General features: G+C 64.3%; 13 protein-coding genes and 1 tRNA gene. 1 reads left to right on the top strand and 13 read right to left on the bottom strand.

Translation table 11 applies throughout. The features are described from left to right. Window positions 1–13: 13 nt before the first annotated feature. Window positions 14–991, top strand: coding sequence for an NAD(P)H-quinone oxidoreductase (locus ABID97_RS11180; RefSeq protein ID WP_503012814.1), 978 nt, complete (start codon window positions 14–16; stop codon window positions 989–991). Window positions 992–1,052: 61 nt separating this feature from the next. Here the strand turns inward: ABID97_RS11180 and ABID97_RS11175 are convergent, their stop codons facing one another. The 13 genes from ABID97_RS11175 to aceA form a co-directional block, all read right to left on the bottom strand. After that, entirely contained in the window at window positions 1,053–1,781 is a 729-nt protein-coding gene (locus ABID97_RS11175; protein ID WP_354398547.1) for an SDR family NAD(P)-dependent oxidoreductase, read from the bottom strand. Window positions 1,782–1,932: 151 nt separating this feature from the next. Then, window positions 1,933–2,604: a GntR family transcriptional regulator gene (locus tag ABID97_RS11170; protein ID WP_354398546.1), complete on the bottom strand. Its 672-nt coding sequence runs from the start codon at window positions 2,602–2,604 to the stop codon at window positions 1,933–1,935. Between the two features lie 635 nt (window positions 2,605–3,239). After that, window positions 3,240–4,490 (bottom strand): tyrosine-type recombinase/integrase, encoded by a 1,251-nt coding sequence (locus tag ABID97_RS11165; protein ID WP_354398545.1) that lies wholly within the window; start codon window positions 4,488–4,490, stop codon window positions 3,240–3,242. A 193-nt stretch (window positions 4,491–4,683) separates the two neighbouring features. Next, window positions 4,684–4,760, bottom strand: a tRNA-Pro gene (locus ABID97_RS11160). Window positions 4,761–4,786: 26 nt separating this feature from the next. Then, a complete protein-coding gene (locus tag ABID97_RS11155; RefSeq protein WP_354401735.1) occupies window positions 4,787–5,254 on the bottom strand; it encodes a MerR family transcriptional regulator in 468 nt (155 codons plus the stop codon). A gap of 74 nt (window positions 5,255–5,328) precedes the next feature. Continuing rightward, window positions 5,329–5,700, bottom strand: a complete 372-nt coding sequence (locus ABID97_RS11150; RefSeq protein WP_354398544.1) for an integration host factor subunit alpha — start codon at window positions 5,698–5,700, stop codon at window positions 5,329–5,331. 5 nt (window positions 5,701–5,705) lie between these two features. After that, entirely contained in the window at window positions 5,706–8,147 is a 2,442-nt protein-coding gene (gene pheT / locus ABID97_RS11145) for a phenylalanine--tRNA ligase subunit beta (protein ID WP_354398543.1), read from the bottom strand. 38 nt (window positions 8,148–8,185) lie between these two features. Continuing rightward, entirely contained in the window at window positions 8,186–9,262 is a 1,077-nt protein-coding gene (gene pheS / locus ABID97_RS11140; protein WP_354398542.1) for a phenylalanine--tRNA ligase subunit alpha, read from the bottom strand. A gap of 114 nt (window positions 9,263–9,376) precedes the next feature. Further along, window positions 9,377–9,736, bottom strand: a complete 360-nt coding sequence (gene rplT, locus ABID97_RS11135) for a 50S ribosomal protein L20 (protein WP_007832499.1) — start codon at window positions 9,734–9,736, stop codon at window positions 9,377–9,379. Between the two features lie 24 nt (window positions 9,737–9,760). Then, window positions 9,761–9,964 (bottom strand): 50S ribosomal protein L35, encoded by a 204-nt coding sequence (gene rpmI / locus ABID97_RS11130; RefSeq protein WP_007832497.1) that lies wholly within the window; start codon window positions 9,962–9,964, stop codon window positions 9,761–9,763. A 168-nt stretch (window positions 9,965–10,132) separates the two neighbouring features. Continuing rightward, window positions 10,133–10,750, bottom strand: coding sequence for a translation initiation factor IF-3 (gene infC / locus ABID97_RS11125; protein ID WP_354401733.1), 618 nt, complete (start codon window positions 10,748–10,750; stop codon window positions 10,133–10,135). A 106-nt stretch (window positions 10,751–10,856) separates the two neighbouring features. After that, window positions 10,857–12,764, bottom strand: a complete 1,908-nt coding sequence (thrS, locus tag ABID97_RS11120) for a threonine--tRNA ligase (protein WP_354398541.1) — start codon at window positions 12,762–12,764, stop codon at window positions 10,857–10,859. 320 nt (window positions 12,765–13,084) lie between these two features. Continuing rightward, window positions 13,085–14,404 carry an isocitrate lyase gene (gene aceA / locus ABID97_RS11115; RefSeq protein WP_354398540.1) on the bottom strand — a complete coding sequence of 440 codons (1,320 nt, stop codon included), beginning with the start codon at window positions 14,402–14,404 and terminating at the stop codon, window positions 13,085–13,087. Window positions 14,405–14,484 lie beyond the last annotated feature (80 nt).

Here is a 14,484-nt window from a genome sequence, read left to right as displayed (position 1 = left end):
CGCGCTGTCCCTGATGGACTACGTCGACCACGGCGCAGGTGGCGGTCCGGAGGTGCTGAAGATGGCCAGCGGCAAGCGGCCCACGCCTGCGCCCGGCGAGGTGCTGATCCGCGTCGCGTACGCAGGCGTCAACCGGCCGGAGGCGCTGCAGCGCGCCGGCCTCTATGCGCCGCCGCCCGGCGCCTCCCAGATCCTCGGCCTCGAGGTGTCGGGCGAAGTAGTCGCGCTGGGCGCAGGCGTCGAACGCTGGAAAGTCGGCGACGCGGTCTGCGCGCTGACCAACGGCGGCGGCTATGCGCAGTACGTCGTCGCGCCGCAGGGGCAGGTGTTGCCCGTGCCGCAGGGCCTGTCGCTGATGCAGGCGGGCGCGCTGCCGGAGAACTACTTCACCGTCTGGACCAACGTGTTCCAGCGCGCGGGGCTGCGCGCCGGCGAGAGCGTGCTGGTCCACGGCGGCTCCTCGGGCATTGGGCTCACCGCCATCCAGCTGGCCAAGGCCTTCGGCGCCACGGTGCTGAGCACCGCGGGCAGCGCGGCCAAGGCGGCGGCATGCCGCGAAGCCGGCGCGGCCTTCGCGATCAACTACCGCGAGCAGGACTTCGTCGCCGTCGCGCTCGATGCAACGAGCGGCCAGGGCGTGAACGTGGTGCTGGACATGGTCGGCGGCCGCTACATCGCGCGCAACCTCCAAGCCCTGGCGGTCGAGGGCCGGCTGGTCCAAATCTCCTTCCTCGAGGCCTCCAAGGTTGAGCTCGACTGGACCCCGCTGATGGTCAAGCGCCTGCACTTCACCGGCTCCACGCTGCGCCCGCGCAGCTTGGCGGACAAGGCGCGCATTGCCGACGAACTGCAGGAACAGGTCTGGCCGCTGCTGAGCAGCCAGCAGGTCGCGCCGGTGGTGCATCGCGTGTTTCCGATCGCCCAGGCGGCGGAGGCCCACGCATTGATGGAGTCCTCGGAGCACATCGGGAAGATCCTGCTGGAGGTCTGAGGCCCCGAAGAAGGCCGAGGCCGACGGCGGATGCGCGCCGCAGCCTCGGTCTTTTGCTTTCTCAACCGATGTGGAAGCCGCCGTCGACCGGAAGCAGCGCGCCGGTCACGTAGCGCGAAGGCGCGGTGCTCAGGAAGCCCACCACTTCGGCGACTTCGTCCGCCGTGCCCCAGCGCTTGGCCGGGATGCGCGCGAGGATGCCGGGCGCCCGGTCGGGATTGTGGATGGCGCCGCTGGCCAGCCGGGTGTCGATCCAGCCCGGCGCCACCGCGTTCACGCGGATGCCGAGGTCGGCGAAGGCCATCGCGTGTGAGCGCGTGAGCGCCACCACCGCGCCCTTGCTGGCCGCGTACGAGGGGTTGTTGCGCGAGCCGAACCAGCTGAACATCGACGCGAAGTTCACGACCGCGCCCTGGCGCTTCGCCAACCCATCCTTGCAGGCCATGGTCACGAGTTGGGTGCCCACAAGGTTCACCTCCAGCACCTGCCGGAAGCCTTCGGATCCCCATTCGCGCCCTTCGTGCCGGATCAGGCCCGCTGCATTGACCAGCGCGTCGATGCCGTCGAGGCCCTGCACCGCTTGCTGCACGGCGACCTCGTCGGTGATGTCGAGCTTCGAGAACTCGACGCCCGGGGCATCGGCGTCTTCACGATCCATGCCCAGCGCGATCACGCGCCAGCCCATGGCCGCGAAATGCCGGGCACATGCCAGGCCGATGCCCGTCCCTCCGCCAGTCACCACAGCCACATTGCGACGCTCGGCGTCCGAACTCTTCAATGATGTATTCATGACATATCTCCTTGTCGTAAACGCTCGCCACAGCGGCGACGCTCAAGGCGTCACATGTGTGCGTCGCCTCAAGGATGCATGATATATCTTTGATCAGGAAGAGAGAAGCCGCTATGCGAAGCGCGGTCGCTTCGCATGCGCTGATGAGGGGTTAGGCCGCGTTTTGTTTTTCGAGCCAGGCGATGATCACGTCGCTCCAACGGATGTCGTCCTGGATCGCCACGCGAGCCGCCTGAGGGTCACGCTTGCGAAGTGCGCGCAGCACCTGGTAGTGCTTGTGATTGCGGCTGCTGATCTCACGCCGCGGCATCTCGTTGTGGAAGGTCCGAAGCAACGGCCCCATCATGACCCAGAAGTTCTCGACCGTCGCGGTGACCAGCGGCATCTGTGCTGCACGCAGCAACCCGAAATGGAAGTCGGTGTTCAGCTTGGCAGCCAGCGCCGCATCTTTGGCGGCAGCGATGACAAACTCTTCCTGGATCTTCGCGAGCCGGTCCAGATCAGCAGGTGTCATCAGCGTGCACGCCCTCTCCGCAGCGGCCCCCTCAAGAGCCAGTCGCATGAGCTGAATCTGACGTAGGTCATCGGGCCCCAGTATCGGAACGTGGATGGCTGTAGCGGCACGCATTTCCAATGCGCGTTCGCTCACCAGCTTGAAGATGGCTTCGCGAACGGGCGTGATGCTAGTCCCGAGCTGCGAGGACAAGTCCTTGATGCGCAACCGTTCGCCAGGCGCGAATTCGCCATCCATCAGGGCTGAACGGATGCGCCCGTAAACACGGGAAGACAGGTTTTCGCTGGAGAGCTGTAGCAGGATCGACATGGATGAGATTCGCGGTTCGCCAGAGCAACGAAGAACATCATATATCTTTCTTTCGAATGGACAGGCAGAGCTTGCTGAGCGACACCAACGGTCGGATCTGCGAACGACGGGTCAGCACTGAAGTTCAGCGCCTTGAGGATTCAATGTTGATTTCGATCTAGAAGTGACCCACTCGGCGGTGTGATTTCCATCTGAATCCGATCTACGCAATAACCCTAGCCTGCTGCTTTTAGCGACACGAGCACAGGAGTGAGTAACGTGGCGACACCAGTGCTAATTCGCCGCCGAGCGCGGCCGTGCCGGCTACGAAAAGAACCGGCACGACTTCTCGAGGCTAGGCGGATCGCGCGCTGCCGGATGGCTCGATTGCGACGCACAGCAGACATTCGGCGGGCCGCGTCAACTGATAGCAGTCAGTCTTGACCGGCCGCAGGCCGACACCAAATGAGGGACCGTTCATGGCTGGGACTTCCCGCTCGCTACAGCGCCGGTAAGCTGATGGTCGCTCCCTGGATCGGATTGACGACGGGCAACTCCCCGCAGCGGTGATGCGCGACGGCCCGGCAAAGTACGGTCGGCGACGACGCTCTACCAGCAGCTCGGGTAGGCCGCTCTAAGACCGAAGTGGGCCGTTCTCATGCCGCCACTTTCAACTCAACTGGTGAAGAACTCGCCCTGGTAGCCAGCACATCCAGATAGTCCGCCCACCGCTGAAGCATGACGATGCGCTGCTTGAGGTACTGCGTACGGTTGTAGGCGCGTCCATTGGCGTCCTTGACTGCATGCGCCAACTGGGCCTCGATCACCAAGGGGTCGATCTCCAGTACTTCCGCCAGCAGGGTCCGGGCTGTCGCCCGAAAGCCATGAACCGTCTGCACGGTCGGGCCGTACCCCAGGGTCAGAAGCGCTGCACGCAGAGTGTTGTCCGAGATCGGCCGCTCATGACTACGCTCGCCCGGGAAGACCAGCGTGCTGTGGCCCGTAATAGGATGCAGCTCGCGCAGCAACTCCACAGCCTGCCTGGGCAGGGGCACCAAGTGCGGATCACCATGTTGCTTGCCATCGATGCGCCGCTTCATCCGCGCAGCAGGCACGGTCCAGAGCGCCCCGTCGAGATCGATCTCGGCCCAGGCCGCCGCTCGCAGTTCGTTCGGGCGTTGAAAAAGCATGGGCGCCAATTGAAGCGCCGTTCGCACGATGGCTCCGCCTTGGTAACCCCGGATGACGCATATCAGCGTCCCCAGTTGGGCCGGATCGGTGATCGCCGCGAAGTGCCGCTTCTTGTGGGGCGTGAGTGCCCCTTTGAGATCCGCCGTGATGTCTCGCGGCGCCCGCGCGGTGGCGACCGCGTAGCGCCACACCGCGCGTGCCGTCATCAGCACGCGGCCGGCCACGTCGAGAGCGCCACGCTCCTCGACACGGCGCAGGGCAGCCAACAACTCGATGGCCTCGATTTCGCCGATGCGACGAGCAGCGAAGTACGGAAACAGATCCTTTTCCAAGTTCCGCTTCTCGCGCGTCGCGTAGTGCACGCTCCACCGCGCATGGTGCTTGTCGAACCACTCGAGCGCCGTCTCTCGGAAGGTGTCGCCGGTGTTCACGGCCGCCTTGAGCTTGACGACCTGCCTGGCCTGAATGGGGTTGATCCCGGCCGCCTTCTGCGCCTTGGCCACATCACGCGCCTTTCGCGCCGCCGCAAGGCTCACGTCGGGATAGGAGCCCAGGGCGAATTTCTTCTCGACCCCCTCGATCCTGAACTTCCAGAACCATCGGCGAGATCCCGAGGCCGAGACCTCCAGATAAAGGCCACCTGCGTCAGCGTAGCGTGCCTGCTTTCGGTCAGGCGGACAGGAGGCATTGCGGCATGCAGCATCGGTCAACGGCATGGGGTACATCCATGGGAGTGGGGGTACAAAACCGCCATCCCAGGGGGTTCAGGCGGTTTGTACCCCCTTTTGTACCCCCACTTGGCGCTGGCAGTCACCGGATTTCAGTGTATGCCTCCGGACAAGATTTGCCCAGTTCCCCAATGAAAAAGGGCGTCCGGTGGATGAAACCGGACGCCCTTGGACGTTTTGTTGGTCGGTGTGAAAGGATTCGAACCTTCGACCCCTTGCACCCCATGCAAGTGCGCTACCAGGCTGCGCCACACACCGAAGCTCACGATTATAGCGGGCAGGAATCACCGTCCCACGTTCAGGAGCTCACGAATTTCAAAGAGTTCGCGGCGCAGGTGCAACAGCTGGGACGGATCGATGGTGCGCGGTGCGGCGTTCGCCTGCCCGGGGCCGTCGTCCTCGTGCATGGCGGCGTCGAATTCTTCCTGGTCGATCTCGACCGCTTCCATGCCTTCGAGCGGCACAACGCCGGCCTTGCGCCGGTCGCGCTCGCCCTGCACGAGTTCCTGCAGCTTGTTGCGCGCGCCGCTGATGGTAAAGCCCTGGTCATAGAGCAGATCGCGGATGCGGCGGATCATGAGCACTTCGTGGTGCTGGTAGTAACGCCGGTTGCCGCGCCGCTTCATGGGCCGCAGTTGCGTGAACTCCTGCTCCCAATAGCGCAGCACGTGCGGCTTGACGCCGCAAAGCTCGCCGACCTCACCGATGGTGAAGTAGCGTTTGACAGGAATCGGCGGGAGCGCTTTCTCCATTATTTCCATTGAAATCAAGACCGTGCGCGGGAAACCTTAGAGATTACTCTACGCACCCGCGCCGCGCCAAGCACTTATTCGGCGCCCAGGCTCCACTCGACCTCGGAAGTACCGCCGGGCTCGATGTTGCCGTGGATCTGCTCCTTCAGCTTGGCACTGGCGTGGAAGGTGGCCACTCGCCGCTCGCCGATCGGAATGGCTTCGCCGGTGCGCGGGTTGCGGCCCGGCCGCGGCGCCTTCACCCGGATCTGGAAGTTGCCGAAGCCTGAAATCTTGACGTCGGTGCCCTCGATGAGGCTGTTGGCGATCAGGTCGAAGAAGGCCTCGACCATGTCCTTCGATTCGCGCTTGTTGAGGCCGATCTGCTCGAACAGCAGATCCGCCAGGTGCGCCTTCGTGAGTGCGGGCGTTTCGAGGGCTTCGAGCGTGAATTCCGCAGCGTTCATTCTCATCAACCCCTCAGGCGTGCACCGAGTCTGGCGCTCAATTGTTCGACGATGGCGCGCACGGCGGGTTCCACCTGCTCGTCGGTCAGCGTGGCGGTGTCGTCCTGGAAGCTCAGGCGAACCGCCATGCTCTTCTCCCCTTGCGCCAGGCCGCCGGACGCCACCGCCGCTGCGTCGCGCGCAACTTGCGGACGATAGATGTCGAACAGCGTGGCGTCGCGCAGCAGCCCTTGCGCCGCGGGCGCCGATCGGATGGCCTCCATCAGCGCATTGTGCGTGACGGATTCGGCCACGACCACGGCGATGTCCCGCTCCACGGCCTGGTGCCTGGGCACCGGCTTGGCCATGGGCACGGGCCGCGCGGTCACGGCGTCCAGGTCGAGTTCGAACACCACGGGGGCCAGCGCGAAGTCCCACTTCTGGCGCCAGCGTGGATGCAGTTCGCCGACGAAGCCGATCGCCTTGCCGTCCAGCAGCACGCGCGCGGTGCGGCCGGGGTGCATGGCCGGATGCTCGGCGGCTTCGAAGCTCGGCACCCGCGGTGCGAGCAGCGCTTCGACGTCGCCCTTGGCATCGTAGAAATCGACGCGGTGCGGCTTGCCGTCCCAGCGCGCCTCGTCGGCGTCGCCCCAGGCGAGGCCGGCCACGCGCATGGGCTGGTGAACGCCGCGCACGGTGCTGTCGGTGGTGGCCACGCTGTCGTCGCGCATGAACACGCGGCCCAGCTCGAAGACGCGCACGCGCGGCGCCTTGCGATCGAGGTTGAACTTGAGCACCTGCAGCAGCGAGCCGATCAGCGACGAGCGCATCACGCTCATCTGGCTGGCGATGGGGTTGAGAAGCTTCACCGGATTGGCATTGCCAGCCAGGTCGTGTTCCCAGTGCGCCTCGACAAAGCTGAAGTTGATGGTTTCCTGGTAGCCGAGCGCGGCAAGGCTGCGGCGCACGGCGAAACGGCTGCGCCGGGCCTCGGGCCGCACGCGGGCGGTGATGGGCGCCAGCGGCGCGGTGGTCGGCAGGTTGTTGAAGCCGATGAGGCGCGCCACCTCTTCGATCAGGTCTTCCTCGATCAGCAGGTCGAAGCGGTGCGGCGGCGGCGTGACGGTCAGCGTGCCGTCGCCCTCGCCGAGCGCAAAGCCGAGCCGGCGCAGCGCGTCGGCACATTGCGCCTGCGTCAAAGGCATGCCGATGACGCGCGCGGCCCGGGCCACGCGCAGCGTGACGGGCATGGCCTCGGGCACGTTCAACACCTTGTCGTCCATGGCGCCAGCCTGGCCGCCGCAAATCTCGATGATGAGCTGCGTGATGCGCTCGATGATCTCGACCGTGCGGCTCGGGTCCACGCCACGCTCGTAGCGGTGGCCGGCGTCGGTCGAGAAGTTGAAGCGGCGCGAGCGGCCCTGCACGGCTTCGGGCCACCAGAACGCAGCCTCGACGTAGATGTTGCGCGTGGCGTCCGACACCGACGTGGCATCGCCGCCCATGATGCCGGCGAGCGACTCGACGGCCTCGCCGTCGGCAATGACGCCGACCTTGTCGTCGACGCTGATGGTGTTGCCGTTCAGCAGCTTGAGCTGCTCGCCCGCCTTGCCCCAGCGCACCGTGAGGCCGCCGTGGATCTTGTCCAGGTCGAAAATGTGGCTGGGTTGGCCGTACTCGAACATGACGTAGTTCGAGATGTCGACCAGCGGCGTCACGCTGCGCTGGCCGCAGCGCGCGAGGCGATCGACCATCCAGGCGGGCGTCGCGACCTGGGTGTTCACGCCGCGCACGATGCGTCCCGAAAAGCGGCCGCAGAGCTCGGGCGCTTCCACCTTCACCGGCAGCACGTCGGCAAACGATGGGGCCACCGGTGCGATGGCCGGGGTCTTGAGCGGCGCACCGGTCAGGGCCGCGAGTTCGCGCGCAATGCCGTACACGCTCAGGCCGTGGGCCAGGTTGGGCGTGAGCTTGAGCGTGAGCAGCGCGTCGTCGAGCTTGAGCACGTCGCGCACGTCGGCGCCCACCGGTGCGTCGGCGGCGAGTTCGAGCAGGCCGCCGTGGTCTTCGCTCAGCTGGAGCTCGCGCGCCGAGCACAGCATGCCTTGGCTCTCTACGCCGCGCAGCTTGCCCAGCTTGATGAGAAAGGGCTTGCCGTCTTCACCGGGCGGCAACTCGGCGCCGACCAGCGCGCACGGCACCTTGATGCCGACGCGCGCATTGGGCGCGCCGCACACGATGTTTAGCAAGGCACCCTGCCCCACATCCACCTGGCACACGCGCAGGCGATCGGCGTTCGGGTGCTGCACGGCTTCCTTGATCTCGCCGACCACGATGCGGCTGAAGGGCGGCGCCACGGGTCGACGCTCTTCGACTTCGAAGCCGCCCATGGTGAGCGTTTCGGCCAGCTCGGCGCTGCCAAGGGGCGGATTGCAGAACTCACGCAGCCAGGATTCCGGGAATTGCATCTCTTCGATCTCGTATTCGGTTTTCTATGGGTGGGTGCTTACTGGAACTGCGAGAGAAAGCGCAAGTCGCCGTCGAAGAACAGCCGCAAGTCGTTCACGCCGTAGCGCAGCATGGTGAGGCGGTCGGGCCCCATGCCGAAGGCAAAGCCGATGTAGCGCTCGGGGTCGAGCCCCATGTTGCGCACCACGTTCGGATGCACCTGGCCCGAGCCCGCGACTTCGAGCCAGCGGCCGGCCAGCGGGCCGCTCGCAAACTGGATGTCGATTTCGGCGCTGGGTTCGGTGAACGGAAAGAAGCTCGGGCGAAAGCGCAGCACGAGGTCGTCGCTCTCGAAGAAGGTGCGGCAGAAGTCGGTGAAGACGACCTTCAGGTCCTTGAAGCTCACGTTTTCGCCGAGCCACAGGCCTTCGCACTGGTGGAACATGGGCGAGTGCGTGGCGTCGCTGTCGACACGGTAGGTGCGGCCCGGCGCAATGACGCGGATCTCGGGCGCCTTGATTGCACCGGTGGCATCGGCTGCGGCCGCCTCGAACTCGGCCGCGAATTTCTTGATGTGCTGATGCGCATAGCGCACCTGCATCGGGCTCGTGTGCGGGCGCAGGTTGTACGGAATGCCGTCGTCACCGTTCAGGTCGACATAGAAGGTGTCCTGCATCGAACGCGCCGGATGGTTCGGCGGGTTGTTGAGCGAGGTGAAGCTGTGCCAGTCGCTCTCGATCTCGGGGCCGTCGGCCACGTCGAAGCCCATGCTCGAGAAGATCTCCTCGATGCGTTCCAGCGTGCGGCTCACGGGGTGCAAGCCACCCGGGATGCGGCGACGGCCGGGCAGGCTCACGTCGAGCGCCTCGGCGCGCAGCTGTTGCGAAAGCTCTTCGTCGGCCAGTTGCTGGCGCCGGTCGGTCAGCGCGGACTCGATGGCCTGCTTGGCCAGGTTGATTGCGGCGCCGCGCGATTTTTTCTCGTCGACGCTGAGTGCGGCCATGCCCTTCATCAGCTCGGTGATGCGGCCCGACTTGCCGAGGAACTGCGCCTTGGCGTTCTCGAGCTCAGCGGGCGTTTTCGCTTCGGCGAAGGCGGCGCGTGCGGTGTCGACCAGGGAGTCCAACTCGTTCATAGCAACAAAAATAGGCAGGGGAATAAAAAAAGAGCTGGAGCCTTTTCAAGCGCCAGCCCTTGTGTCGTGGGCGCAGGAGGCTGCCAATGAAGGCAGCCGCCTTGCTGTACAGGATCAAGCAGCCAGCTTGGCCTTGACCTGCTCCACGATGCCGGCAAAAGCGGCCTTGTCGTGCACTGCGATGTCCGCAAGCATCTTGCGGTCGATCTCGATTCCGGCCTTGCGGATGCCGTTTGCGAACTGGCTGTAGGTCAGGCCCAGTTCACGCGAGGCGGCGTTGATACGCGCGATCCACAGTTGACGGAACACGCGCTTCTTGGTGCGGCGGTCACGGTAGGCATATTGCCCAGCCTTCATCACCGCCTGTTTGGCGACGCGGAAGACATTGCCGCGGCGACCGCGGAAACCCTTGGCGAGGGCGAGAACTTTCTTGTGGCGGGCGCGAGCCGTTACACCACGTTTGACGCGAGGCATGTGTGTACTCCTTGTTCGTCTGAGTTAAATGCCACGGCCGGGCAGCATGGCGGCGACAGAAACCATGTTGGTTTCATGCACTGCGACTGCACCACGCAGGTGACGCTTGTTCTTGGTGGTCTTCTTCGTCAAGATGTGACGCTTGAAGGCTTGACCGCGCTTGACGGTGCCACCGGGACGAACGCGGAAACGTTTTTTCGCGCTGCTCTTGGTCTTCATTTTGGGCATGTGAATGCTCCTTTAGTTTGTGCTCGTGAGGCGCCGCGGATACTCCACGGACTTGTTGGCCCCGAGACACTTCTTTATCTCGCCCCTGCCAGCTCTTCTTGCGAAGCGCCGGCAACGGCGAAATTCTTTGAAACCCTGCTAACTATCTCACTCGCCCGGACGGCCTTTTCAGGCCGCCGCGGGCGCCGACGTTTCCGTTGATGCGGGCTTGGCGGCACCACCGCCACCCGGCTTCTTGCGGCCCGGAGCGATCATCATGATCATCTGCCGGCCTTCGAGCTTGGGAAACTGCTCCACGACGATCAGGTCGGCCAGCTCATCGCGAATGCGCTGCAGCAAGGCCAGACCGAGCTCCTGGTGCGTGATCTCGCGGCCGCGGAAGCGCAGCGTGATCTTGCATTTGTCGCCCTCTTCAAGAAAGCGCCGGATATTGCGCATCTTGATGTTGTAGTCGCCATCGTCGGTACCGGGCCGGAACTTGATTTCCTTGACCTCGATGACCTTCTGCTTCGACTTCGCCTCGGCCGCCTTCTTCTGCTCGTGGTACTTGAACTTGCCGTACTCGATCAGGCGGCACACTGGCGGATTGGCCGCAGCAACGACCTCGACCAGATCCACGTCAGCCTCACCGGCAAGGCGCAAGGCCTCGGAGAGACTCATGACACCCATGGGCTCGTTTTCCGGGCCTACAAGGCGGACTTCCGGGGCCATGATTTCCCGGTTCAGGCGGTGTTGGCGTTCCTCGCGGTGGCGGCGGTCGCGAAATGCAGTAGCGATGGTCAGAATCCTTCAAAAGTTGCTACAAAACCTGTAGCGGAAGCCGGGGCAGTCCTCGCGGACAAGCGGCATGATGTGGGCCCGAAAGCACATATGAGGGTGCTAGCGGGACAAATCAACGCTTGTCAGCAATATCCTGGACGAGCCGTAGTACGAACGATTCGAGGGACATTGCACCGAGATCTTGATTGCCCCGGGCGCGCACTGCGACGGCACCAGCTTCCTTCTCTTTGTCGCCTACGACGAGGATATAGGGAAGCTTTTGCAACGAATGCTTGCGTATTTTATACGTAATCTTCTCGTTGTGCAGATCCAGCTGGACCCTAACCCCTTGATTCTGCAGCGTTTTCGCCACTGAAGCAGCGTAGTCGGCCTGCCCTTCGCTGATATTGAGCACCGCCACCTGTACCGGAGCGAGCCACGCGGGCAGCGCGCCGGCATGGTGTTCGATCAGCATGCCGATGAAGCGCTCGAGGCTGCCCACGATGGCGCGGTGCAGCATCACAGGGTGCGCACGCCCGCTCGATTCCGTGACGTACTCGGCGCCCAGGCGCTCGGCCGTGTTGAAGTCGACCTGCATGGTGCCGCACTGCCACTGGCGGCCCAGCGCATCCTTCAGCGTGTATTCGATCTTGGGGCCGTAGAAGGCCCCGTCGCCGGGCGAGATGATGAAGTCGACGCCCGAACGGCGCAGCGCCTCCATCACCGCATGCTCGGCCTTGTCCCACAGCTCGTCGGAGCCGACGCGGTTGTCGGGCCGCGTGGCCACCTTGTAGAGGATGTCCGTGAAGCCGAAGTCGGCGTACACCTTCTGCAGCTGCGCCGTGTACGCCACGCACTCTTCCAGGATCTGGTCTTCGGTGCAGAAGACGTGCCCGTCGTCCTGCGTGAAGCCGCGCACGCGCATGATGCCGTGCAGCGCGCCGCTGGGTTCGTTGCGGTGGCACTGGCCGAACTCGCCGTAGCGCAGCGGCAGGTCGCGGTAGCTGCGCAGGTCGCTCTTGAAGATGAGCACGTGGCCGGGGCAGTTCATCGGCTTGAGCGCGTACTCGCGCTTTTCCGATTCCGTCGTGAACATGTTGTCGCGGTAGTTCTGCCAGTGGCCCGTTTTCTCCCACAGGCTCTTGTCCAGGATCTGCGGGCCCTTGACTTCCCAGTAGCCCGTGTCGCGGTAGATGTTGCGCATGTACTGCTCGACGGCCTGCCAGATCGCCCATCCCTTGGGATGCCAGAACACCACGCCCGGCGCCACTTCGTCGATGTGGAACAGGTCCAGTTCCTTGCCCAGCTTGCGGTGGTCGCGCTTCTCGGCTTCCTCGATGCGCTGGATGTACTGGTCGAGCTGCTTCTTGTCGGCCCAGGCCGTGCCGTAGATGCGCTGCAGCTGCTCGTTCTTGGCGTCGCCGCGCCAGTAGGCGCCGGCCAGCTTCGTGAGCTTGAAGACCTTCAGGAATCGCGTGTTCGGCACGTGCGGGCCGCGGCACATGTCGACATATTCCTGGTGGTAGTACAGGCCCATGGCCTGCTCGTCGGGCATGTCCTCGACCAGGCGCAGCTTGTAGTCCTCGCCGCGCGACTTGAACACTTCGATGACCTCGGCGCGCGGCGTCATCTTCTTGACCACGTCGTAGTCCTGCGCGATGAGTTCTTTCATGCGCGCCTCGATGGCCGCCATGTCCTCGGGCGTGAACGGGCGCTCGTACGAGATGTCGTAGTAGAAGCCCTCGTCGATGACCGGCCCGATGACCATCTTGGCCGTCGGGTAGAGCTGCTTCACCGCGTGGCCGACCAGGTGGGCCGTCGAGTGGCGGATGATCTCCAGGCCCTCGTCGTCCTTGGGCGTGATGATCTGCAGCCTGGCGTCGCGGTCGATGATGTCGCTGGCGTCGACGAGCTTGCCGTCGATCTTGCCGGCCACCGTCATCTTGGCGAGCCCGGGTCCGATGGACTGGGCAACTTCGGCCACCGAAACCGGGCCGGGGAACTCGCGGCGCGAGTTGTCGGGAAGCGTGATCTGGATCATGAAAAACCTCGGGCAGAAAAACAAAAAGCGCGGTGACTGGCCGCGCTTTGCTTGGTTGGGGTGCTGGCAGAAACCAGCGAGCGCGGGCTACCGGCCCTTTTCTTCGGAGATGAAGAAAAAGCCGCTGGGTCCTTGCGGAGTAGTTCGCGGTGTCATAACCAAGGTGCCTTTCTCGCTCTTGTTGGGTGCAGAGAGCCGCAATTCTATCCGGTGGCCGCCCAGGCCATTGGCGGGCGGGTTTTGCGGGTCCCACAAAAAAAACCCGGCACAAGGCCGGGCTGGATGGTGACAGCGAATCGTCTGTTCAGGCGATCAGCGGGTCAGTGGAACTGTTCTTCCTCGGTCGAGCCGGTCAGCGCCGTGACGCTGGACTTGCCGCCCTGGATGACGGTGGTCACCTCGTCGAAGTAACCCGTGCCCACTTCCTGCTGGTGCGACACGAAGGTGTAGCCGCGGTCGCGCGCTGCGAACTCGGGCTCTTGCACCTTCTCGACGTAGGCCGACATGCCGCGCTGCACATAGTCTTGCGCCAGGTCGAACATGTTGAACCACATCGAGTGGATGCCGGCCAGCGTGATGAACTGGTACTTGTAGCCCATGGCGCCCAGTTCCTTCTGGAACTTGGCAATGGTGGCGTCGTCGAGGTTCTTCTTCCAGTTGAACGACGGCGAGCAGTTGTAGGCCAGCATCTTGCCGGGGTGCACCTTGTGCACGGCTTCGGCGAACTTGCGGGCGAACTCGAGGTCGGGCGTGCCGGTTTCGCACCACACCAGGTCGGCGTAGTACGCATAGGCGACGGCGCGGCTGATGGCCTGGTCCATGCCCTTCCTGGTCTTGTAGAAGCCTTCGGCGGTGCGCTCGCCCGTGAGGAAAGGCTTGTCGTTCTCGTCGTAGTCGCTGGTGATGAGGTCGGCCGCTTCGGCATCGGTGCGGGCAATCACGAGCGTCGGCGTGCCGCAGACGTCGGCCGCCATGCGTGCGGCGACGAGCTTCTGCACGGCTTCGGTCGTCGGCACGAGCACCTTGCCGCCCATGTGGCCGCACTTCTTGACCGAGGCGAGCTGGTCTTCGAAGTGCACGCCGCCGGCGCCGGCCTTGATCATGGCCTTCATCAGCTCGAAACCGTTCAGCACACCGCCAAAGCCGGCTTCAGCGTCGGCAACGATGGGGGCGAAGTAGTCGACATAGCCCTTGTCGCCGGGGTTCACGTTCTTGGACCACTGGATCTCGTCCGCGCGGCGGAAGGTGTTGTTGATGCGCTCGACCACCGTCGGCACCGAATCCACCGGGTACAGCGACTGGTCCGGGTACATCGCCGAATAGGTGTTGGCGTCGGCGGCAACCTGCCAGCCCGACAGGTAGATGGCCTTCACGCCGGCCTTCACCTGCTGCATGGCCTGGCCGCCGGTCAGCGCGCCGAGGCAGTTCACGTAGGGCTCGTTGTTCACCAGCTCCCAGAGCTTCTCTGCACCGCGGCGTGCCAGCGTGTGCTCGATCGGGAACGAGCCGCGAAGGCGCACCACGTCGGCAGCGCTGTAGCCGCGCTTGATGCCCTTCCAGCGGGGATTGGTGGCCCATTCTTTCTCGAGGGCGGCAATTTGCTGTTCGCGGCTCAGTTGTTCTGTGAGGGTCTGGGGCATGGTCACTCCGTGAGGTTGATTGAAGGTTGGGCGCTGGGGCCGTGCAGTCACTGTAAACCCAACGCAGACTCTTATGTCTT

Source organism: Variovorax sp. OAS795, assembly GCF_040546685.1.
Classification (GTDB): domain Bacteria; phylum Pseudomonadota; class Gammaproteobacteria; order Burkholderiales; family Burkholderiaceae_C; genus Variovorax.
This window is presented reverse-complemented; position numbering and strand designations above follow the sequence as displayed.